Here is a 19,913-nt window from a genome sequence, read left to right as displayed (position 1 = left end):
CAGCGCCCGGTTCCCGGCGGCGGCCTGGGCCCGCCTCACCCGGCAGGTCCTCTCCGAGGGCGGCGGCTTCCTCTCCCCGGTGCCCCACCAAGGCCTTCCCGCCCTGCGGCGGGCCATCGCCGCCGACCTGCGGGACTACAAGGGCATGGCGGTATCCTGGGAGCAGATCGTGGTGGGCGCCGGGGCGGAGTACCTGTACCTGCTGCTGGCCCAACTGCTGGGCCGGGGGGCGGTGTTCGCCCTGGAGGACCCGGGCTACCCCAAAATCCGTCAGGTCTACGGCAAGTGCGGCGTGGTGTGCCGCCCGGTGCCCCTGGACCGGCAGGGCATGGACCTCTCCGCCCTCCGGGCCTCCGGCGCCAACGTGGCCCATCTCTCCCCCGCCCACCACTATCCCACCGGCCTGATCACCCCCATCGCCCGGCGGCAGGCGCTGCTGCGGTGGACGGAGGAGATCGGCGGCGTCATCATCGAGGACGACTACGACAGCGAGTTCCGCTTTACAGGCCGCCCCCTCCCCACGCTTCAGAGCATCGACAGCGGCGGACGGGTGGTGTATCTGAACACCTTCTCCCAGACCATCTCCCCCTCCATGCGCATCGGCTTCATGGTGCTGCCCCCCCGGCTGCTGGAGACCTACCGCCGGGAGCTGGATTTTTACGCCTGCACCGTCCCGGCCCTGGAGCAGCATGTGCTGGCCCGGTTCCTGGACCGGGGGGCCTACGAGCAGCACCTCTCCCGGCTGCGGAAGGAGTACCGCGCCCGCCGGGCCGCCGTGCTGGAGGCCTTCCGCACCAGCCCCTTCGCCAACCGCATCACCATTGTGGAGCAGGGCTCCGGCCTCCATTTCCTGCTGCGGCTGGACACCGCCCAAAGTGACGAAGACCTCCGCCGCCGGGGGGAGGCGCTGGGGGTGCGGCTGGGATTTCTCTCCGCCTACGCGGCGGTGCCCCGCGAGAGCTATGCCCACACCCTGGTGGTGAACTACGCCGCCCTGGCGCCGGAGCGCCTGCCGGAGGCCATGGCCCTGCTGGCGGAGGTTTTCAGGGAAGAGGGGTGATTCCCCGCGCCGCTTGGCGCGGGGAATCATCCGAAGGGCGGGGAAATGTCAAAAACTCTTGACATCTCCCCGCCGTCGTGTTATGCTCAAAATGTCAAAACACTTTGACACTTGCTGAAAAAACCGATGGAAAGGAGACCCATTGATGTCCGTTTACATCATGTTGCTCCTGGGCGCCATCCTGCTGGTATTTGCCGTTTTGGACCTGATCTTGTTGGTGACGCTGCTGAAGCCGGGAGACGAGCGCAGTCAGTTGATCGTTTGGAAAGCCAGTTCCTTTACATTGGCCGCCACGGTGGGCGCAAAAATTCTGGACGTGATCGAAAATTTCGTCCGGGCGCAGCCGATGACCGCCAACCCCCTGATCCAGCTGGAGGTCGCCGCCGTCCTCTATTTTCTGGCCCTTCTGTACTACAAAAAAAGGCACGGCCAATATGAGAAATGAAATCCGGAACCGGCGGAGGGAACTGGGGCTGTCCCAGGAGGAGCTGGCCAAAAAATGCGGCGTCTCCCGGCAGACCGTCAATGCCATTGAGAACAACAAATACGATCCCTCCCTGCTTCTGGCCTTTCACCTGGCAAGGGAGCTGGGCCTCCCCGTGGATGGGCTTTTCCATCTGTAACCGGGCCCGGGAGGGACAACAAGGCCAAGGCGCCCCGCAGATGCGGGGCGCCTTGGCCGGTAAAAACCCTTTACAGATTGCCGTCCAGCACGGCGGTGAAGGACTCGGCGGACATGACGCCCACCTTCCGGTCAAACTCCCGGCCCTCCTTCAAAAACACCACCGTGGGAATGCTCATCACGCCGAACCGCCGGGCAAGCTCCGGCTCCTCGTCCACATTCACCTTCCCCACCAGCGCCCGGCCCTCATAGGCCTCCGCAATGGACTCCACCACCGGGGAGAGCATCTTGCAGGGGCCGCACCAGCCGGCCCAGAAATCCACCATCGCCAGGGGGGCCGCCTCCACGGCGGCGTCGAACTCCGCGGTCTTAAAATGCTGAATTGCCATCATAATCGCTCCTTTTCTTTTTGAATCAGGTTTGTTGCTGCTTCCGCAGGCGCTCCGCGACATAAGCGGCGGCGCTCTGCCCCGCGATCAGGCCCTCTCCGGCGGCCTTGGACACCTGAAGGGGGCCGCCGGTGCAGTCCCCCGCCGCAAACACGCCGGGGAGGTTGGTGGCCATCCGCCGGTCCACCGTCACATAGCCGTTTTCCACCGCCAGCCCCGGGAAGAGGTCTGTGGGGGCCATGGTGGGCCGCAGCAGAAAGACGCCCGCCACCGCGGCGGTCCTGCCGTCGCAGGTGATCTCCTCCACCTGGCCGCCGCCCCGGATGGAGCAAGTCTTCGGCCGGTGGAAGTAGGTGACGAAGCAGCCGATGCCCTCCAGAAACGCCGCCTCCTGGCGGGCCGTGTCCGTATAGCCCAGCACCGCCACCGGCTTTCCCCGGTACAGCATCCCGTCGCAGGTGGCACAGTAGCTGACGCCCCGGCCCAAAAACGCCTCCTCGCCGGGGAATTTCTTCCCCCGGGCCACGCCCGCCGCCAGCACCACGGCCCCGGCGTTCTCCATGTCGGTGCCGATGGAGGCGTACCAGGCGTCCCCCATCGCCACGGTGCTGAGGACCTTCCCCTCCCGGAACGCCGCGCCCATCTCCTCGGCGTGGCGGTGCATGGTCTCCAGCAGCTCCCGGCCGGTGACGCCGGACAGACCCAGGTAGTTGTCCACCCGCTCCGACCGCCACAGGGGGTTCTCCGCCAGGGGGTTGCTCACCACCAGCACGCTGCGGCCCCGAGCCCGGGCGTTCAGCGCCGCGGACAGCCCCGCCGGGCCGCCGCCGATCACCAGAATGTCATAGGACATAGCGCTCCGCCTCCTCTCGCAGCAGCGCCGCCATCAAGGAGGCCACCTCCCCGGACGCGGCGTGATAGTACACCTCGTTGCCCGACCGCTCCGGCACCACCACGCCCGCCGCCCGCAGCTTTTGCAGATGCTGGGAAATGCAGGACTGGGACATGCCGGTACTCCGCTCCATGCAGGAGACGTTGTGGCACCCGCCCACCAGCAGGCTGTGGACAATCCGCAGCCGGACCGGATGGGCCAGAGCCTTCAGCAGCGCCGCCCGCTCCTCATAGTCTATGCAGATTTCCATAGCATTCACCGCCCCGTTTGAATTCTGACATTAGAATACCATGATATTCTAATTCCGAAAGTCGTTTTTGCAACAACGCAAAAATTTAGGGGCCCGGTTGCTTTTGCAGCCGGAGTTTGGTACACTGGGGGCAGCGCAAAATGGGAGCCGGCGGAGGTCCCGCCGGCTCCCTATTCAAAAAAGCGGCGGCGCCGTCCCCGGGGGCGGACGCTGCGCGGAAAAGTTAACCGGAGGCGCCCTGACCGCTTGAGCCATCCTATGCGGCGCCGCCTCCGGCAGTCACCCCCCGCCCGCCGCCTGTCCCCGCCGCCGCCGCCGAAAACCACAACGAAACGAGGGTTTTGCATGATCAAAATCGCGCCTTCCATCCTCTCCGCCGATTTTGCCAATTTGGAGCGGGATATCCGCCGCATCTCCACCGCCGATTACGTCCATGTGGACGTGATGGACGGCGTGTTCGTCCCAAACATCACCATCGGCATCCCGGTGGTGAAGTCCCTCCGCCCCACCACGGACCTGCCCCTGGACGTCCACCTGATGATCGTCCGGCCGGTGCGGTACGTGGAGCAGTTCTGCGACGCCGGGGCGGACCTGGTGACGGTCCACGTGGAGTCGGACACGGAGGAGAACCTCCACGCCGCCATCGGCAAAATCCACGCTAGGGGCAAGCGGGCCGGCGTGGTCCTCAAGCCCGGAACCCCGGCGGAGGCGGCCCTGCCCTTCCTGCGGGAGGTAGAGCTAATTCTGGTGATGACGGTGGAGCCGGGCTTCGGCGGCCAGACGTTCATGGCGGACCAGATGGAGAAGGTGTCCGCCCTGCGGCGGCTGATCGACGAGCAAAACCCCGCCTGTGAGCTGGAGGTGGACGGCGGCGTGGACCCGGAGACCTGCCGCACCTGCATCCGGGCGGGCGCCAACGTGCTGGTGGCGGGCAGCGCCGTGTACCGGGCGGCGGACATCCCCGCCCGCATCCGGGAGCTGAGAGGTGGCGCCGATGCATGAGCAGATGCTCGCCCGGCTGTCCCTGGGCGTCTTCCCCACCCCCCTGCACCGGCTGGAGGGCATCAGCGCCCGCTATGGGCGGAACATCTGGATCAAGCGGGACGACCTGTGCGGCGTGGCCCTGGGGGGCAACAAGGTCCGCAAGCTGGAGTACCTGCTGGCGGAGGCCCGGGCCCAGGGCTGCGACACGGTGTTCACCACCGGCGGCGCCCAGTCCAACCACGCCATGCTCACCGCCGCCTGCGCCGCCCGTCTGGGGATGGCCTGCGTGCTGCTGCTCAAGCAGCGGGGCGTGACGGACCCCCGGGGCAACCTGGTGCTGGACCGGCTCTACGGCGCCCAGGTCCGCTTTGTGGACACCGACCGCTACGAGGACATCTACGAGGAGATGGACCGGCTGGACGGGGAGCTGGCCCGCCAGGGCCGCAAAGCCCTCCACATCCCCGTGGGCGGCTCCACGCCCCTGGGCACCCTCGGCTATGTGAACGCCGTCCGGGAGACCGCGGCCCAGGCGGAGGCCCAGGGCCTGCGCATCCGTCACCTGGTCTCCGCCACCGGCTCCGGCGGCACCACCGCCGGGCTGCTGCTGGGGGCCGGGCTGTACCTCCCCGGCGCCAAGGTTACCGGCATGGGGGTGGACGACGAGGCCTTTGAGGAGATCGTCCCCGCCCTGGCAGCCGGCGCGGCGGCGCTGCTGGGCCGTCCCTTTGCCCGGCGGGAGGACGATTTCCAGATGGTCTACCACGTGGGCCCGGGCTACGCCGTCGCCAACCCGGCGGACACCCCTTATATCGAGGAGCTGGCCCGGACCGAGGGCATTCTGCTGGACCCGGTGTACACCGGAAAGGCCTGGGCCGGAATGCTGGGGCTGCTGCAAAAGGGCTATTTCGGCCCGGAGGGCGACATTGTGTTCGTCCACACCGGCGGCGCGGCGGCCCTCTTCGCCATGGACCTGCCCCAGCCGTAATTTCAAGAGAAGGAGCATCCCCGCCATGGAATACTTCCCCGCCCCCCTGGAAAAGCTGGTGGAGCAGTTCGCCCGCCTGCCGGGCATCGGCGGCAAATCCGCCCAGCGCCTGGCCTTCTTCGTCCTGGGCCTCCCGGAGGAGGACGCCCGGGCCTTTGCCGACGCCATTCTGGACGCCAAGCACAGCGTCACCTGCTGTCCGGTGTGCCAGAACTTCACCGCCGGGGGCCTGTGCCCCATCTGCGCCTCCTCCAAGCGGGACGGCGCCACCATCTGCGTGGTGGCGGACCCCCGGGACGTGGCGGCCATTGAGCGGAGCCGGGAGTACGGCGGCCGCTACCATGTCCTCCACGGCGTCATCTCCCCCATGAACCACGTGGGCCCCGACGATTTGGCCATCAAGTCCCTGGTGGAGCGGGTGGCCGAGGGAAGCGTACAGGAGGTCATCATGGCCACCAACCCGGATACCGAGGGGGAGGCCACCGCCATGTACATCGCCCGGCTGCTGCGGCCCTTCGGCGTGCGGGTGACCCGCCTGGCCTACGGCATCCCCGTGGGCGGCCACCTGGAGTTTGCCGACGACGCCACGCTGATGCGGGCCCTGGAGGGCCGCCGGGACATCTGAACGCCCCCAGCCGCTGCCCTCCCGGGCGGCGGCTGTTTTGTTGCGGGGCGGCCCCGTCCCCAGCGGAATGCCGCCGGAGGAACACCCCCAGAGGAACACCCCCGGCGGGAACACACCGCCGGGGCACCTGCCATCACCCGCCAGCAGCACTCCCCCCGCCGGAGCGGACCTTCCGGCCGTTCCGGAACACTGGACTTGGACGGGACGCTCAACCGGGGTGGGATACACTGCCAGGCCAGAATGCACCATCAAGCTAGCGCGCACCACCGGACCGGGATGCACCACCGAACCAAGATATACCGTCGAACCAGGACACACCGCCAAACTGAGACACATCACCGGGCCAAGATGTACCACCGGACCAAGACGCACCATCAGACTGGGACACACCGCCGGACTAGAACACACCATCGGGCCAGGACGCACAACCGGACCAAGGCACACCGCTACCCCACACCGCACAACAACAAGAGGGCCGGGAGAATCTCCCGGCCCTCTTGTTGTCATATCCGCTCCGGCGGCGCGGCGACCGTCACGCCTGGGCGAGCCCGCCCCGGCCCGGCTCCCGGTCCAAAACCGCCCTTGCGGCGGCCAGCTCCGCGGGCCGCCGTCCCTCCGCACTCTTCGCCGTCTGCTCCCGCAGCGCCCGCTCGTAGGCCTCCCGGGGCATCGGGCGGTAGAACACAAAGCCCTGCACATAGTCGCAGCCGATCTCCTGCAGCCGCCGCACCTGCTCCGGGGTCTCGATCCCCTCCGCCACCGTGCGGACGCGGAACTTGTGCACCATCTCCACCACGCCCTGTATGATGGCCCACTCCCGCTCCTGGTCCTCCCCCTCCTCGAAGAAGAAGCGGTCGATCTTCAAGGTGTCCACCGGCAGGTCCTTCAGCAAACTCAGGGAGGAGTAGCCCTTGCCAAAGTCGTCGATGGAGCAGGCGAAGCCCGCCTGCTTCAGCGCCCGGACCGTCTGCAGCAGCAGATCGGTGTTGTCGAAGACGATGGACTCGGTGAATTCGATCTCCAGCAGCTCCGGCGGAACGCGGTACTTGTCCCGGATTTCCACGTAGCGGCTCACAAACCCCTCGTCGTAGAACTGCAGCCGGGACACGTTGACGGACACCGGCAGCACGATCTCCCCCGCGTCCAGCCGCTCCCGCAGGAAGCGGCAGACCTCCTCCATCACGTACTGGTCCAGCCGCCCGATCATCAGCTTCCGCTCAAACACCGGGATGAAGTGGTCCGGCGGGACCACTTCATCCCGCAGCTGCCAGCGCACCAGCGCCTCGGAGGAGGCGATCCGCCCCGTGCGCAGGTCCACCTTGGGCTGGTAATAGACCACAAACTCCCGGTGCTCCAGGGCGGCGGCCATCCGGCTCTCGATGTCCTTCTCCTCCCAGAGCCTGCGGCGGATGCTGTCGTTGTAGTAGACGTAGTTGGGGTTGGTCTTGTTCTTGACCGTCTTGCGGGCAAAGCCCGCCCGGTCCATCAGCCCGCCGATGCCCAGCTTTTCGATCACGTCCCCCACACAGCAGATGCCGCAGCAGGTGGACAGGCTCTGCCGCCCGGGGGAGCTGCGCATAAACGCGGTGATCTCCCGGTCCGCCTCCCGCTGGCGGGCGGCCACCTCCTCCTTCTGCTCGTAGCGCAGCAGCAGCACGAAGTTGTCGGCGGAGACCCGGCCGCACAGCTCCCCCTCCCGCAGCCCGGCCCGAAGAATCTCCCCATACCGGGCCAGCACCTTGTCCCCGTAGGCGTAGCCGAACATGTCGTTGATATACTTGAAATCCGCAAAATCCGTGTAGACCACGGCGTAGCGGGTGTCCCCCGCCTGGTCCAGCAGGCTCTGGGCCTTCTCCTTGAAGGCGTCCAGCTCATAGGCCCCCGTCAGCCGGTCCCGCCGCGCCAAATCGTCCAGCTGCCGGTTGGTGCGCTCCAGCAAAAACAGCTTCTTGGAGGACGCCCAGAAGATGAACAGCCACGTCGCCAGCATCACGCTCAGCATCACGGCGCAGGCCGCCAGGAGAACCTTCGCCTGGCGGGCCGTATAGGCCTCGGCGGCGAACACCGTGTCGTTGGCCTGGGCGAAATAGCGCTCGCTCAGCGCCAGCAGCGCCTCGCCGTCCTCCGCCCCGGTCCGGTGGGCGTCGATATGGTCCTTCACCTGGACCCACATCCCCCGCAGCTCGCCCAGCGCCTGGCGGTACACCGCGTCGTCGGGCAGCGGCAAGTGGTACTCCCCATCCGCGCCGGACAGGTCCTCCAAAATGCCGTCCAGATAGTCCACAAGGCCGTCGTCGGGCTGGTCCACCAGCTCCAGCTTCACCAGGCGCTGGGTGGCACCCCGCACGATGCCCACATAGTTGATAAGCTTGCCGTAGCTCTGGATCTGGGTCACCGTGTGCACCGTGACACCGCCCAACAGCAGCAGGGAGAGGAGCAGGATCACCAGGCCGCTCTTTGCGTATCGCCTCATGGCGCTTTCACCACCGCTTCCGCCGGTCACGGGATGCCCGTCCCCTCCGGCCAACATCTGTTCTTTGTCCGAGTAACATTGTACTCCAAGCGGCGGCCAGAAGCAAGCCATTCCTGTTTTCCGTTCTTTTCCCGTCTTTCCCGCCGTTCATAAAAACTTTCCCATTCCTTAATTCCGCCTCCATTGCGCAGACCGGGAAGCCGTGGTAAGCTGGTTACAGACAGGGCGCCCTGGACTTTTCTGAGCGGAGGCTTTTTTATGGATGAACCAACCATCGGCGGCGTGATTTGGGACCTGCGGCGGAAGCGGGGCATGACCCAGGAGCAGCTGGCGGAGAAGGTGGGCGTCTCCCCGCCCGCCGTCAGCAAGTGGGAGACCGGCGCCAGTTGCCCGGACATCGGGCTGCTGGCCCCCATCGCCCGGGCCCTGGACACCGACGTGAACACCCTCCTCTCCTTTGCGGCGGACTTCCCCCAGGAGCGGTATTCGGCGCTGATGACAGAGCTGCGGGACCTGGCCAAAACCGGCGGCGACCACGCCCTGGACCGGATGGAGGCCCTTCTGCGGCGCTATCCCAACGACTGCCAGCTGCGCTTTCAGCTCTCCACCCTGGCCACCGGCCTGCCCGCCATGTTCGGCTGGACGGAGGCGTCCGCCGCCCGGGGCGCGGCCCTGGCCAGGGAGGGCCTGGACTTTGTCCACCGCCGGGGGGACCCCCGGCTGGCCCCCTCCGCCGCCTATCTGCTGGCGAGCCTCCACCTCAAGGCGGGCGCCCTGGACCAGGCGGAGGCCCTGCTGAACACGCTGCCGGAGGCGGTCGCCTCCCCCCGCCCCCTGTACGCCGCGCTGTACCGCCAGCGGGGGGACCGAAAAAAGGCCCGGGAGACGCTGCAGCTCCAACTGCTGCAAAGTGAGCAGGCCCTGCTCACCTGCCTTGCCGCCATGTCCTCCCTGGACTACGCGGACACGGAGGCGGAGGCCCGGCAGGCCTGGGAGGCCCACTGTGCCGTGTCCCAGGCCCTGGGCCACCCGCCCACGGAGGCGGCGCTGCTCTCCGCCAGCCTGGCCATGGAGGCCGGGCGGCAGGAGGAGGCCCTGGACCGTTTGGAGGAGGTCGTCTCCTGCCTGCAAACCCAGACGGACTTCCCCCACCGCCTCTGGTCGGAGCCGGTGCCCCAGGAGCGGGCAGCGTCCTACCACCGGTATCTGGCCCTGATGCTGCAAAGCGCCCTCCGCTCGGACCCGGCCTTTGCCCCCGTGCGGGAGGACCCCCGGTATCTGGCCCTGCTCCAGGCCCTGGAGACGTGAAAAGCCCCGCCCGGCGCTTCTTGCGCCGGGCGGGGCTCTTTGTGCCGTCACATGAGGTTGTAGAGAATCTTGGCCATCTGGCCCCGGGTGATGTTGTTGTTGGGCTTGAACGTACCGTCGGTGTAGCCGCCGATGATGCCCTGGGCCGCCATGGTCTGGATATAGTAGGTGGCGTAGGCGGGGATGCTGGCGGCATCGGTGAAGGTCAGCACCGCGGCGGCGTAGCCCTTGGCCTGGGTCCGGCCGATCATGGTGGCGGCCTGAGCCCGGGTGAGGCTGCTGCCCGGGTTGAAGTACACCCGGCCGTCGGCGCCGGTGGAGCCGTTGATGACCCCCTCGGTGTACAGCGCCCGGATGGCGGGCACGGCGTACTCCGGAATGGCGCCGTTGTCCGCGAAGGGCAGCGTCACGTCCTCATACCGGCTCTCCTCCAGCCCCAGGTACCGGTACAGCATCACGGCGAACTGGGCCCGGGTGATGTTCTGGTCGGGGCGGAAGGTGCCGTCGGAATAGCCGGTGGTGACGCCGGAGTTGTACAGGAAGTCCACATAGGTGGCCGCCCAGTAGCCGTTGATGTCCGTGAACTTGTGGTCCACGCCGTAGGGCTCCACGTCCAGGGAGGCCCGGCCGATGTTGCCGGAGGCGTCCATCGCAGTGATGGTGACCCGCATGGCCTCGTGGGTCTCGCCGGGGCCGGGCAGGGCGAAGGCCAGGCTGCCGGTGGAGGCGTTGTAATCGGCGGACATCGGTGCGCCGTTATAGGAGACCGTCACGGCGGAGGCGGGGAGCACCCCGTCCACCGCGTCGGAGACCGTGGCCCGCACCGAAAAGTCCGACTCCTCCAGCGAGGCGGTGATCACCGGCGCCTCGTTGTCCACCGTGCCGCCGAAGGAGGCCACGATGTGGTCGATATACACCGTGCCGGTCCGGGGCGTGGCGGGATACTCGGTGATGAGGTTGCCCAGGCCGTCGTCGTAGACGCTGGCGCCGGTGGTGGCCACCTGGACACCCTGGAGGGTGAAGGGCTGGCTGGGCAGCGTCACGCTGACCTGCTTCCAGCCGGTGAAGTCCAGCGTGGCGACGGGCAGCGTCAGCCCGTCCTCCGCGCCGTCGCCGTACAGGAAGGACAGCACGTTGCCGGAGCCGTCTCCGTTGACCCACAGGTTCAGGCTGGTATAGGGGATGCCGAGGGTGGCCGCCCCATTCCAGGTGCGCCACTGGGCCACGCAGCCCAGCTCCTCCGCCAGGGCGTACTCCAGCCGGGCGGCGCCCCGGCCCAGGTGGACCTGCTCGCTGCCGGTGGCCCGGGTGTAGGTCAGGTTGCTGCCGGTGCCGTCGGTGAAGAGGGTGGCGTCCTGCTCAAAGTCCTCCACCGTGTCCAGCGCCACCTTGGAGACCGTCACCTGCACCACGGCGGACTTGCCGCCGGCGGTGGCCACGATGGTGCCGGTGCCGGGGGTGGTGGCGGTGAAGGCGCCGTTTTCGTCGATGGTGCCGATGCCGCCGGTGACGTCCCAGGTGAAGGCGGAGGCGTCCGCCTTCAGCGGCAGGTGGCGGTACACCGCGGAGGCCGTGAGCTGGGTGGTGGTGCCGGGGACGGCGTTCAGCGCGGTGAGCAGGCTGCTGTTGGCGTCCCGGATGGCGATGTTGTCCGGGTCGGAGACGGCGTAGACCGTGGTGCTGCCGCTGCCGCCCCGGCCCTCAGCGGTGACGGTGATCTCCCCGCCGGATCGGGGCGTGATGAGCACATTGCCCTCCAGCTCGCCGTCGTCGGCCTCCAGCTCATAGCTCCGGTCCATGGGGAGGAAGTTGGTGTCCACGGCGGAGGCGGCGATGTTCACCCGGCTGCCCGCCAGGACATACTGGGCGTCGGCGCTGACGTAGAAGTGGCTCAGCTCGCCGGTGGGCGCATTGCTGGCCACCAGGAAAATCTGGTTGCTGACGGAGCGCTCGCCGCCGTCGGAGGGGCGGTTGATGGTCTTGGCGGTCCACTCGTCCGGCTCCGTCACGGACAGCGTGGTGGACCCGCCGCCGTCCAGGCACAGGGCGGAGACGCAGCCCAGCTCGATCATCCGCTGGGCCACCTGGGTGAGGGAGGCGCCGATGGAGTAGCCGGAGCGGCGGCCGTCCACGGTGTAGAGCACCAGGGAGCCGTCCGCCTTCAGCCCAATGGCGGTGCGGGGGTTGACGCCGGAGGGCAGCCCGGCGGCCACGGCGCCGTACTCCACCAGGGAGTACAGCGCGCCCACGGCGTACTCCACGTCGTTCCACTCCTCGCTGGCGGCGGCGGTGGAGAGGGTAACGGTGGTGCCCACGGGAATACCCCGCAGGGCGTCGATGTGGTAGGCGGAGGACTGGGCGTTCACCGACAGCACCACCTGGTCCGGCCCGATGGGCGTGGCGGAGGCCGCCTCCAGCACCTGGTCCACCACCACCGTCAGGGTCTCCCCGATGGACAGCTCCCCGTCCACGATGGTGCACACCACGTCCACCCCGGCCTCCGTGGTGCCGGTGGTGTGCTTGGCGTTGAAGTCGTATGTATAGAGGTAGATGCCGCCGGTGGACACCCGGGCCTTGTTGACCCCGGTGAGCTGGCGGACCACCCGGGTGGGCACGTCATAGCTGTCCAGCAGCTCGTAGCCCAGGTCCGCGGACACCTTCACCGCGGGCTTGCCGATGACGGACGTGCCGTCCGCCCGGAAACCGATGGCGTAGTAGCCGCCGTCGCTGCTGCGGAGCTGGCCCTCCGTGACCACCATGCCGATGGGCAGGCCCGTGCCCACGTTGTAGAAGTCGCCGTTGATGCCCGCCACCACCCGGTAGCCCTGGCTCTCCAGGCGCCGGGCCATGGAGGAGACGGTGCCCCGGTCCGTCAGCACGTCGCCGAAGGTGACCATGGGGGTCACGGCGCCGTTGGGCACGTAGGTCACCAGGTTCTCCGTCCGGAGATCGGAGTAGGCGCTGCTCCAAAACACGTTGGTGGAGAGCTGGGTCTCCTGATTCAGCAGGGTGTCCCTGGCCGTCAGGTCCTCCCCCAGGGCGTCCGATGCGGCGGCGGAGACGCCCCCCAGCAGGGACAGCGCCAGCAGCAGGGACAGGGACTTGCGGAAAAATCGATTCATAGGTCTCCTCCCACAGAACAAACAAGTCTACATAACGTTTTTCAGGATACCACAATCCCGCTTTTTTGTAAATGCCAAACCGGATACAAAATCCACCGATTTCGCCAAACTTTCGTTAGAAAGACGGCTGGAGACGGCAAAAGGTTCCGCCCCGTTTCAAAAAAACCTCTTGGAGAACCGGCAGTTCCGTATTACAATGGGGAAAACGCAACAAAGGAGGGTCCTCCCCATGACCGTCACCATCGACACCGCCCGCTGCATCGGCTGCGGCATGTGCGCCCATGCGGCTCCCGGCGTCTTCCGCATCCAGGGAAAGCACTCCACCGTCCTCACCCAGCCGGACAAGTCCCAGTTCTTCCGGGTCTCGGACGCCGCCAACGGCTGCCCCGTCAACGCCATTTTGCTGGAGCGGTGAACCCCGTCCGCCGGAGGGCGCCCTCCGGCAGACCCCCGCCCCCGGGAAGGCCGGGCAGGGAGGCCGGGCGCGGCAAAAAAAGATTCCCCGGCCGCTTGGCCGGGGAATCTTTTTTTCATCTCTGGGAAGGCGCTTCCCTCAGATCACTCAGCACTTCTCAAACACGGTGGCGGTGCCCATGCCGCCGCCGATGCACAGCGTGGCCAGGCCCTTCTTGGCCTCGGGGCGCTTCTGCATCTCGTGGAGCAGCGTGACGATGATCCGGGCGCCGGAGGCACCCACGGGGTGGCCCAGGGCGATGGCGCCGCCGTTGACGTTGACCTTGCTCATGTCGAAGCCCAGCTCACGGGCCACGGCGATGGACTGGGCGGCGAAGGCCTCGTTGGCCTCCACCAGGTCGATCTCGTCGATGCTCACGCCGGCCTTGGCCATGGCGTTGCGGGAGGCCACCACGGGGCCCACGCCCATGATCTTGGGATCCACGCCGCCCTGGCCCCAGCCGATCAGCTTGGCCATGGGCTTCAGGCCGTACTTCTCCACGGCCTCGCCGGAGGCCAGGATGATGGCGGCGGCGCCGTCGTTGATGCCGGAGGCGTTGGCGGCGGTGACGCGCTGGGTGCCCTTGTCGTCGGTCTCCTGGCAGCCGGTGGGCTCAAAGGTATGGACCACCTGGGGGTTGGGGGACTCGGGACCCACGGGGAAGGCGCCGCGCAGCTTGGCAATGCCCTCGGCGGTGGTGCCCTCCTTGGGATACTCGTCCTTCTTGAACTCCACGATGTCCTTCTTCACCTTCACGGGGACGGGGACGATCTCATCGTCGAACCGGCCGGCATCCCGGGCGGCGCAGGCCTTCTGCTGGGAGGAGGCGGCGAACTCGTCCTGCTCCTTGCGGGTGATGCCCCAGATGTCGTTGATGTTCTCGGCGGTGGTGCCCATGTGATAGTTGTTGTAGGCGTCCCACAGGCCGTCCTTGATCATGGTGTCCACCAGCTTCTTGTCGCCCATGCGGGCGCCCCAGCGGGCGTCGGGGGCGGCATAGGGCGCGGCGCTCATGTTCTCGGTGCCGCCGCAGACCACCACGTCGGAGTCGCCGGCCAGGATGGCCCGGGCGCCCTCGATGAGGGACTTCATGCCGGAGCCGCAGACCATGCCCACGGTGTAAGCGGGAACGGAATAGGGGATGCCAGCCTTAATGGCCACCTGGCGGGCCACGTTCTGCCCCTGGGCGGCGGTCAGGATGCAGCCGAACATGACCTCGTCCACCTGCTCCGGCGCGACGCCGGCGCGGTTTAAAGCCTCTTTTACGACGATGGCGCCCATCTCGGCGGCGGGGGTGTTCTTCAGCGCACCGCCAAAGGAGCCGATGGCAGTTCTGCAGCAGTTTACGACGTAGAGTTCTTTCATGGTGTTCCTCCGTTTTGTAAAGTTTTTTCAATGGCGGCGCCATGCCGCCCCGGATACGGATATAGGGGAATTGCCAAGCTGATCGCAAGATTGCTAATTTTTTGACAATTGTGGAGCCGTCTCGCAGTCCACGTGTCTCATTATAGAGGGTTTCTCTGTCTGCGTCAATGCAAATTTCGTCCCCCCGCCCATTTTTGCCAAATATTTAACAAATTGGGTTTGGTTTTCGTCAAGGTGCCGAAAACCGCTCCCTCCCTCACGGCTCCTCTGCCGCCCGCAGGCTCTCCAGCCGCTCGTAAAACCGGGGGATCTCCAGGTCTCCGTACGCCTCCGCCGTGTCCACCGCCGCCGCCTTGGCCGCGTCGGTGAGCAGGCGGTCGAAGTAGGCCTCCCGGACGGCGGCGGTGTCCCCGGGCAGGCGCCGCAGGATGGAAAAGCCCTCCGGCGACTCCAGAATGCCGGAGCACTGGCCCTCCGCCAGCGCGGCGGCGGCCTCCTCCAGGGCCGGGTCCAGGGTGCCGTCCCCCGCCGTCAGGGTCCGGGGGCCGGCGGTGTCGTCCCCGGCGGCGGCCAGGGCGGAGAATGCTTCCGCCTGGTCCGCCGCGCCGTTGAGCTGGGAGAAGGCCACGGCGGCCCGCTGCCGGGCGGACTCCCGGTCCTCCCCGGCGGCGATGAGGATGCGGTCCACCGTCAGCTCCCCCCGCTCCGTTTCAAAGGCCCGCAGGGCCTCCGGGTCCGGCGCCAGGGGGCTGCCCTCCGTCTCATAGAGCCGGTAGAGCTTGGCGTACAGCAGCCCCACCGCCGCCAGCTCCTCCGCCCGCTGCCGGTCCAGCCCCAGCGCCCGGAGGCGGGCGAGGTAGGCCTCCTCCCCCGCCGCCGTCTTCTCCGCCCAGTCCGCCGCCAGGGTCTCCCGGTCGGCCTCGTCCAGGGCGCAGCCGTACTCCGCCGCCCAGTTCTCCACCGTGGCGTACAGCGCCGTGTCCGCCAGGGCCTGGTCCCGGGCGTAGTCCGCCAGCGTGCCGCCGGTGACGGGGGCCTTCCAGTCCAGGGGCAGCCCGGCGTCCCGGTACTGGTCCCGCACCCGGTCGCAGGTGTAGGCCAGCCAGTAGAGGTAGCGCCAGGCGGGCACCTCCCGGCCCCCCACCGTCACCAGCGCCGCCGTCTCCTCCAGCTCCGCCGCCCGGCCCAAAAACGACGCCTGGCCCCCGCCGTCCTCTCTCCCGCCGCAGGCGGTGAGCAGAAGGCACAGCGAAAGGGCCAGGCAGATCATGCGTCTTTTCATGGTGTTCGCTCCTCTCCCCCAGGTTGTCCATCCATACCTATGCGGGGAGGGCGCGGACTATTCGGTTTTTTCAGCCAGCTTCAAATCCTCCACCAGCGCCAGGGCGGCCTCCAGCACGTCCTCGCCGGGCTTCAGCTTCAGGGACAGGGCGGGGCTCTCCCCCGCTGCCAGGGTCAGCCGGTACTTATACTTGCTCTGGCCGCAGACGGCCACCAGGGCCTCCGGCCGGAACAGCGCCAATTGGAAGCGCAGCACGTCCCGCTTCTGGGAGATGTCCGCCACCCCGGCCTTGGCCGCCGCCGCCCGCAGCAGTGCCACGTCCAGCAGCGCCAGCACGGATTTCGGCGCCTCGCCGTACCGGTCCAGCATCTCGTCCAGCAGGTCGGAGGCGTCCTCGTCGCTGCGGATGGCGGCAATCCGCCGGTACAGGTCCATCCGCTGCTCCGGCGAGGACACGTACCGCTCCGGGATGTTGGCGTTGACGGTGAGATCGGCGGAGCACTCCGTCTCGATCTGCCGCTCCTCGCCCCGCTCCTCCAACACCGCCTCCTCCAGCAGTTTCAAATACAGGTCGTAGCCCACGCTCATGAGATAGCCGGACTGCTCCGGCCCCAGCAGATTGCCCGCGCCCCGAATCTCCAGGTCCCGCATGGCAATCTTGAATCCGGAGCCGAACTCCACGTACTCCCGGATGGCGGCCAGCCGCTTGGCGGCCACCTCCTGGAGCACCTTGCCCCGGCGGTAGGTGAGATAGGCGTAGGCCCGGCGGGCGCTGCGGCCGATGCGGCCCCGGATCTGATGGAGCTGGGCCAGCCCCATCTTGTCCGCGTCCTCGATGATGAGGGTGTTGACGTTGGGGATGTCGATGCCGGTCTCGATGATGGTGGTGCACACCAAAATGTCCGCCTCCCCGTCCACCATGGCCTGCATCACGGAGGAGAGCCCCTGCTCTCCCATCTTTCCGTGGCCGGTGACGATGCGGACCTCCGGCCCCAGCATCTTCTGGATGCGGGAGGCGGTGAGGTCGATGGACTCCACCCGGTTGTGGAGGTAGTAAATCTGACCGCCCCGGCTCAGCTCCCTGCGCATGGCGTCCTCCAGGATGCCCCAGTCGTGCTCCAGCACATAGGTCTGCACCGGATGGCGGTCGGCGGGGGGCTCCTCGATGGTGGACATGTCCCGCAGGCCCGAGAGGGCCATGTTCAGCGTCCGGGGAATGGGGGTGGCGGACAGCGTGAGCACGTCCACCTGGCGGCTCATCTCTTTGAGCCGCTCCTTGTGGGTGACGCCGAAGCGCTGCTCCTCGTCGATGATCAGCAGCCCCAGGTCGTGGAACTCCAGGCCCTTTTGCAGCAGCTTGTGGGTGCCGATCAAAAGGTCCACGGCCCCCCGCCGCACCGCGTCCAGAATCCGCTTTTGCTCCTTGGCGGAGGTGAACCGGGAGAGGACCTCGATCTTCACCGGGAAGTTCTGGAAGCGGCCGCAGGCGGTGGCGTAGTGCTGCTGGGCCAGCACCGTGGTGGGCACCAGAATGGCGGCCTGCTTGCCGTCCAGCACGCACTTCATCACCGCCCGGAGGGCCACCTCCGTCTTGCCGTAGCCCACGTCGCCGCAGAGGAGGCGGTCCATGGGCCGGGGCTTCTCCATGTCGGCCTTGATGTCCGCAATGGCCCGCAGCTGGTCGTCGGTCTCCGTGTAGGGAAAGGACTCCTCAAACTCCACCTGCCAGGTGGAGTCCGGGGAGAAGGCAAAGCCCGGGCGGCGCTGCCGCTCGGCGTACAGGGCGGTGAGGCCCTTGGCCAGGTCCTTGGCGGCCTTTTTCGCCTTGGTCTTCTGGCGGGCCCACTCGGTGCCCCCCAGCTTGTTCAGCTTCTGCCGCTCCTGCTCCTCCCCGCCGCCAATATACTTGGACACCAGGTCCAGCGCCGTGGCGGGGACGTACAGGCAGTCGCCCCCGGCGTAGTCGATCTTGATGTAGTCCTTCTCCACCCCGTCCACCGGCATCCGCTGAATGCCCGCAAACCGGCCCACGCCGTGGTGGACGTGCACCACCAGGTCCCCGGGGCTCAGGTCCGTGTAGGACTGGATTTTCTGGCGGTTGGACTCCTTCTTCCATTTGGTCCGCTTCTGGGGGGCGGCGGTAAGCTGGCCCTCCGTCAGCACCGCCAGCTTCAAAACCGGCCACTCGCACCCGGCGGACAGGGCCCCCTGGGAGATGCGCACCTCCCCCGGCCGGGGCATGGCGGCGTTTTTCAGGTCCAGCACCGCGGGGATGTCCCGCTCCTCCAGCAGCCGCTGGAGATTGTTGGCCCGGCTCTCCCCGGCGCACAGCACCAGCACCGCGCTGCCGCTCTTCCGATACTGCTCCAGGTCCGCCGCCGCCGTCTCCAGGCTGCCGCCGTAAGAGCTGAGCTGCCGGGCGTTCATGCTGAGAAGCCCCCGGGGCCGCAGGGGATGGCGGGAGGTGGGCAGGGCGTCGGCCATCACCACGGGGAAGGCCTCCAGCGCGGCGTACAGCTCCTCGGCGGAGAGGCACAGCCGGGCGTACTCCCCCGCCAGCAGCCCCGCCTCCAGCAGCGTCTCTGTGTCCTGCTTCAAGGCCAGTAGCGTGCCCTTCACCCGCTCGTCCACCCGCCCGCTCTCGCAGAGGAACACCACGGCGTCGGCGGGCAGGTAGTGGACCCCCGCCGCAACCTCCGGATAGACGGCGGCCAGATACCGGTCCATGCCGCCGGGCTCCGCACCGCCCCGGAGCATCTCCCCGTCCTCCCGGAGGCGGGCGGTCAGGGCCTCGTGCTTTTGCTTTTTGGCCAGCTTCTCCGCCAGGGCGGTCAACTTGGCCCCCAGGCCGGCAAGCCCCCCCTCGGCGCAGCGGGGCAGCACCTCCGCCGCCGGCAGCAGCAAAGCGCGCTTTACATTGGCGGTCCGCCGCTGGGTGCCGGGGTCAAAGGTACCCATGGAGTCGATCTCGTCGTCGAAGAACTCGCATCGCACCGGCTGGTCCATCAGGGGGGAGAACACGTCCAGAATGCCGCCCCGCAGGGCGAACTGGCCCACACCCTCCACCTGCTCGCACCGGGTGTACCCGGCGGAGAGCAGCCGGTCCGTCAGCTCGCCCAGGTCCACCCGGCTCTCGGCCTTCAGGGTGATGGCCAGGGAGCGCAGCAGCGCCGGGGGCATGGTCCGGGCCATGAGGGCGTCGGCGGTGGTGACCACCACCCGGGTCCGGTTCCGGGCCAGGTCGTACAGCGCCGCCAGGCGGCCTCGCTCCCACTCCCGGGAGCTGACGGCCCCGGGGCGGAACTGCCACTCCCGGGACAGCAACAGCACCGGCTCCTCCCCGGTGAGGGTCCGCAGGTCCCCCGCCAGTTGGCGGACCTCCCGCTCATCACCGCAGACGAACACCGCCGGACGGCCCGCGGCTCGGGCCACGGCGGCGCCCACACAGGCCCGCTGCACCGGCTGCAATCCGCTGACCGCCGCGGGGCAGCCGCCCTCCTCCACCCGGCGGACCAGCTCCGCCACCTCGGGGATGGTATTCAGTTGTTGCAGGAAGTGTTCCATAGCGCTCTTTCCTTGTAAAATTTTAGAAGTTTCGCAGATACGGAGGCGGCATCGCCCCAGGGCGGGATGTTTTTTATGTATGCAGGGTTTGGGAGAACATGTGCGGGGCGGAGAATTTTCGGCCAGCGGAGAGGCGGCTCATGGCCCTCCCGCAGGTGGCGGAGGGGGAAGCCCCGTCTCCCGTGGGGCGAATGGCATTCCCATTCCACATTGAAAAGACGCGTCCGCCTACCGGGCAGGGGGTGGCCGCGCATCGGCGCAGAAGACGGTCCGCGCTCAGCGCGGAAAATACAGCCCTATGGGCAGGGGCGGAGGAAACCGCACTCCCTTCAGGGGGGACGGGGATTTCCGCCCTGCGGGGCAGGACGGAGAATAACCGCTCATCTGGCGCGGAGGCAAAGGGTTTCACCCCATGGGGCAGGGCGGGGAATGCCCCCACCGGGCGGGGACGGGGATTTCCGCCCCACGGGGGCGGGATGGGGGTGTGGGGCTTTGCCCCACGGGAATGCACCCCCCATTTTCTTTGGTTGCGCCAAAG

General features: G+C 67.7%; 16 protein-coding genes. 8 read left to right on the top strand and 8 right to left on the bottom strand.

Annotated features, from left to right (window positions below):
* The 3 genes from QZS21_RS09535 to QZS21_RS09525 all read left to right on the top strand — a co-directional run.
* Positions 1 to 1,060 (top strand): PLP-dependent aminotransferase family protein (locus tag QZS21_RS09535; RefSeq protein ID WP_295582761.1); only part of this gene is annotated, 1,060 nt, incomplete at its 5' end.
* Between the two features lie 145 nt (positions 1,061 to 1,205).
* Positions 1,206 to 1,505: a hypothetical protein gene (locus QZS21_RS09530; RefSeq protein ID WP_295582760.1), complete on the top strand. Its 300-nt coding sequence runs from the start codon at positions 1,206 to 1,208 to the stop codon at positions 1,503 to 1,505.
* Positions 1,495 to 1,683: a helix-turn-helix transcriptional regulator gene (locus tag QZS21_RS09525; protein WP_295582758.1), complete on the top strand. Its 189-nt coding sequence runs from the start codon at positions 1,495 to 1,497 to the stop codon at positions 1,681 to 1,683. The genes QZS21_RS09530 and QZS21_RS09525 overlap by 11 nt, the downstream gene beginning before the upstream one ends.
* 70 nt (positions 1,684 to 1,753) lie before the next feature.
* Here the strand turns inward: QZS21_RS09525 and trxA are convergent, their stop codons facing one another.
* Genes trxA through QZS21_RS09510 form a run of 3 tightly spaced genes read right to left on the bottom strand, consistent with a single transcriptional unit; the run spans position 1,754 to position 3,213 of the window.
* Positions 1,754 to 2,071, bottom strand: a complete 318-nt coding sequence (trxA, locus tag QZS21_RS09520; protein ID WP_295582756.1) for a thioredoxin — start codon at positions 2,069 to 2,071, stop codon at positions 1,754 to 1,756.
* A 25-nt stretch (positions 2,072 to 2,096) separates the two neighbouring features.
* A complete protein-coding gene (locus tag QZS21_RS09515) occupies positions 2,097 to 2,924 on the bottom strand; it encodes an NAD(P)/FAD-dependent oxidoreductase (protein ID WP_295582754.1) in 828 nt (275 codons plus the stop codon).
* Positions 2,914 to 3,213, bottom strand: a complete 300-nt coding sequence (locus QZS21_RS09510; RefSeq protein WP_295582753.1) for a helix-turn-helix transcriptional regulator — start codon at positions 3,211 to 3,213, stop codon at positions 2,914 to 2,916. The genes QZS21_RS09515 and QZS21_RS09510 overlap by 11 nt, the downstream gene beginning before the upstream one ends.
* A 345-nt stretch (positions 3,214 to 3,558) precedes the next feature.
* Here QZS21_RS09510 and rpe point away from each other — a divergent pair, with 345 nt between their 5' ends.
* The 3 genes from rpe to recR are packed head-to-tail and all read left to right on the top strand — an operon-like array spanning position 3,559 to position 5,807.
* Positions 3,559 to 4,215, top strand: coding sequence for a ribulose-phosphate 3-epimerase (gene rpe, locus QZS21_RS09505; RefSeq protein WP_295582751.1), 657 nt, complete (start codon positions 3,559 to 3,561; stop codon positions 4,213 to 4,215).
* Positions 4,208 to 5,182, top strand: coding sequence for a D-cysteine desulfhydrase family protein (locus tag QZS21_RS09500; RefSeq protein ID WP_295582748.1), 975 nt, complete (start codon positions 4,208 to 4,210; stop codon positions 5,180 to 5,182). Before rpe ends, QZS21_RS09500 begins: the two co-directional genes overlap by 8 nt.
* A 25-nt stretch (positions 5,183 to 5,207) precedes the next feature.
* Positions 5,208 to 5,807 (top strand): recombination mediator RecR, encoded by a 600-nt coding sequence (recR, locus tag QZS21_RS09495; protein WP_295582746.1) that lies wholly within the window; start codon positions 5,208 to 5,210, stop codon positions 5,805 to 5,807.
* A gap of 532 nt (positions 5,808 to 6,339) precedes the next feature.
* Here the strand turns inward: recR and QZS21_RS09490 are convergent.
* A complete protein-coding gene (locus QZS21_RS09490) occupies positions 6,340 to 8,280 on the bottom strand; it encodes a bifunctional diguanylate cyclase/phosphodiesterase (RefSeq protein WP_295582744.1) in 1,941 nt (646 codons plus the stop codon).
* Positions 8,281 to 8,538: 258 nt separating this feature from the next.
* Between QZS21_RS09490 and QZS21_RS09485 the strand changes: the two genes are divergently transcribed.
* Positions 8,539 to 9,588, top strand: a complete 1,050-nt coding sequence (locus QZS21_RS09485) for a helix-turn-helix domain-containing protein (protein WP_295582742.1) — start codon at positions 8,539 to 8,541, stop codon at positions 9,586 to 9,588.
* A gap of 47 nt (positions 9,589 to 9,635) precedes the next feature.
* Here QZS21_RS09485 and QZS21_RS09480 read toward each other — a convergent pair whose 3' ends face one another.
* Complete coding sequence (locus tag QZS21_RS09480) at positions 9,636 to 12,710, bottom strand: S-layer homology domain-containing protein (RefSeq protein ID WP_295582740.1); 3,075 nt, start codon at positions 12,708 to 12,710, stop codon at positions 9,636 to 9,638.
* A 229-nt stretch (positions 12,711 to 12,939) separates the two neighbouring features.
* Between QZS21_RS09480 and QZS21_RS09475 the strand changes: the two genes are divergently transcribed.
* A complete protein-coding gene (locus QZS21_RS09475) occupies positions 12,940 to 13,125 on the top strand; it encodes a ferredoxin (RefSeq protein ID WP_295582738.1) in 186 nt (61 codons plus the stop codon).
* Positions 13,126 to 13,272: 147 nt separating this feature from the next.
* Here QZS21_RS09475 and QZS21_RS09470 read toward each other — a convergent pair whose 3' ends face one another.
* From QZS21_RS09470 to mfd, 3 genes are all read right to left on the bottom strand, one after another.
* The gene (locus QZS21_RS09470; RefSeq protein WP_295582736.1) at positions 13,273 to 14,529 is read right to left on the bottom strand and encodes an acetyl-CoA C-acetyltransferase; all 1,257 of its coding nucleotides are present in this window, start codon (positions 14,527 to 14,529) and stop codon (positions 13,273 to 13,275) included.
* A gap of 256 nt (positions 14,530 to 14,785) precedes the next feature.
* The gene (locus QZS21_RS09465) at positions 14,786 to 15,811 is read right to left on the bottom strand and encodes a peptidyl-prolyl cis-trans isomerase (RefSeq protein WP_295582734.1); all 1,026 of its coding nucleotides are present in this window, start codon (positions 15,809 to 15,811) and stop codon (positions 14,786 to 14,788) included.
* Between the two features lie 57 nt (positions 15,812 to 15,868).
* Positions 15,869 to 19,375, bottom strand: a complete 3,507-nt coding sequence (mfd, locus tag QZS21_RS09460) for a transcription-repair coupling factor (protein WP_295582732.1) — start codon at positions 19,373 to 19,375, stop codon at positions 15,869 to 15,871.
* Positions 19,376 to 19,913 lie beyond the last annotated feature (538 nt).

It is taken from the genome of uncultured Oscillibacter sp. (assembly GCF_900544955.1).
Taxonomy (GTDB): Bacteria; Bacillota; Clostridia; order Oscillospirales; family Oscillospiraceae; genus Oscillibacter.
The sequence above is the reverse complement of the archived record's forward strand: the minus strand, read 5'-3'. Positions and strand labels throughout refer to the sequence as shown.

Excerpts from the sequence above, each read along its gene's own strand:
- QZS21_RS09530 (WP_295582760.1), top strand. The coding sequence starts at position 1,206 with ATGTCCGTTTACATCATGTTGCTCCTGGGCGCCATCCTGCTGGTATTT.
- QZS21_RS09525 (WP_295582758.1), top strand. The coding sequence starts at position 1,495 with ATGAGAAATGAAATCCGGAACCGGCGGAGGGAACTGGGGCTGTCCCAG.
- trxA (WP_295582756.1), bottom strand. The coding sequence starts at position 2,071 with ATGGCAATTCAGCATTTTAAGACCGCGGAGTTCGACGCCGCCGTGGAG.
- QZS21_RS09515 (WP_295582754.1), bottom strand. The coding sequence starts at position 2,924 with ATGTCCTATGACATTCTGGTGATCGGCGGCGGCCCGGCGGGGCTGTCC.
- QZS21_RS09510 (WP_295582753.1), bottom strand. The coding sequence starts at position 3,213 with ATGGAAATCTGCATAGACTATGAGGAGCGGGCGGCGCTGCTGAAGGCT.
- rpe (WP_295582751.1), top strand. The coding sequence starts at position 3,559 with ATGATCAAAATCGCGCCTTCCATCCTCTCCGCCGATTTTGCCAATTTG.
- QZS21_RS09500 (WP_295582748.1), top strand. The coding sequence starts at position 4,208 with ATGCATGAGCAGATGCTCGCCCGGCTGTCCCTGGGCGTCTTCCCCACC.
- recR (WP_295582746.1), top strand. The coding sequence starts at position 5,208 with ATGGAATACTTCCCCGCCCCCCTGGAAAAGCTGGTGGAGCAGTTCGCC.
- QZS21_RS09490 (WP_295582744.1), bottom strand. The coding sequence starts at position 8,280 with ATGAGGCGATACGCAAAGAGCGGCCTGGTGATCCTGCTCCTCTCCCTG.
- QZS21_RS09485 (WP_295582742.1), top strand. The coding sequence starts at position 8,539 with ATGGATGAACCAACCATCGGCGGCGTGATTTGGGACCTGCGGCGGAAG.
- QZS21_RS09480 (WP_295582740.1), bottom strand. The coding sequence starts at position 12,710 with ATGAATCGATTTTTCCGCAAGTCCCTGTCCCTGCTGCTGGCGCTGTCC.
- QZS21_RS09475 (WP_295582738.1), top strand. The coding sequence starts at position 12,940 with ATGACCGTCACCATCGACACCGCCCGCTGCATCGGCTGCGGCATGTGC.
- QZS21_RS09470 (WP_295582736.1), bottom strand. The coding sequence starts at position 14,529 with ATGAAAGAACTCTACGTCGTAAACTGCTGCAGAACTGCCATCGGCTCC.
- QZS21_RS09465 (WP_295582734.1), bottom strand. The coding sequence starts at position 15,811 with ATGAAAAGACGCATGATCTGCCTGGCCCTTTCGCTGTGCCTTCTGCTC.
- mfd (WP_295582732.1), bottom strand. The coding sequence starts at position 19,375 with ATGGAACACTTCCTGCAACAACTGAATACCATCCCCGAGGTGGCGGAG.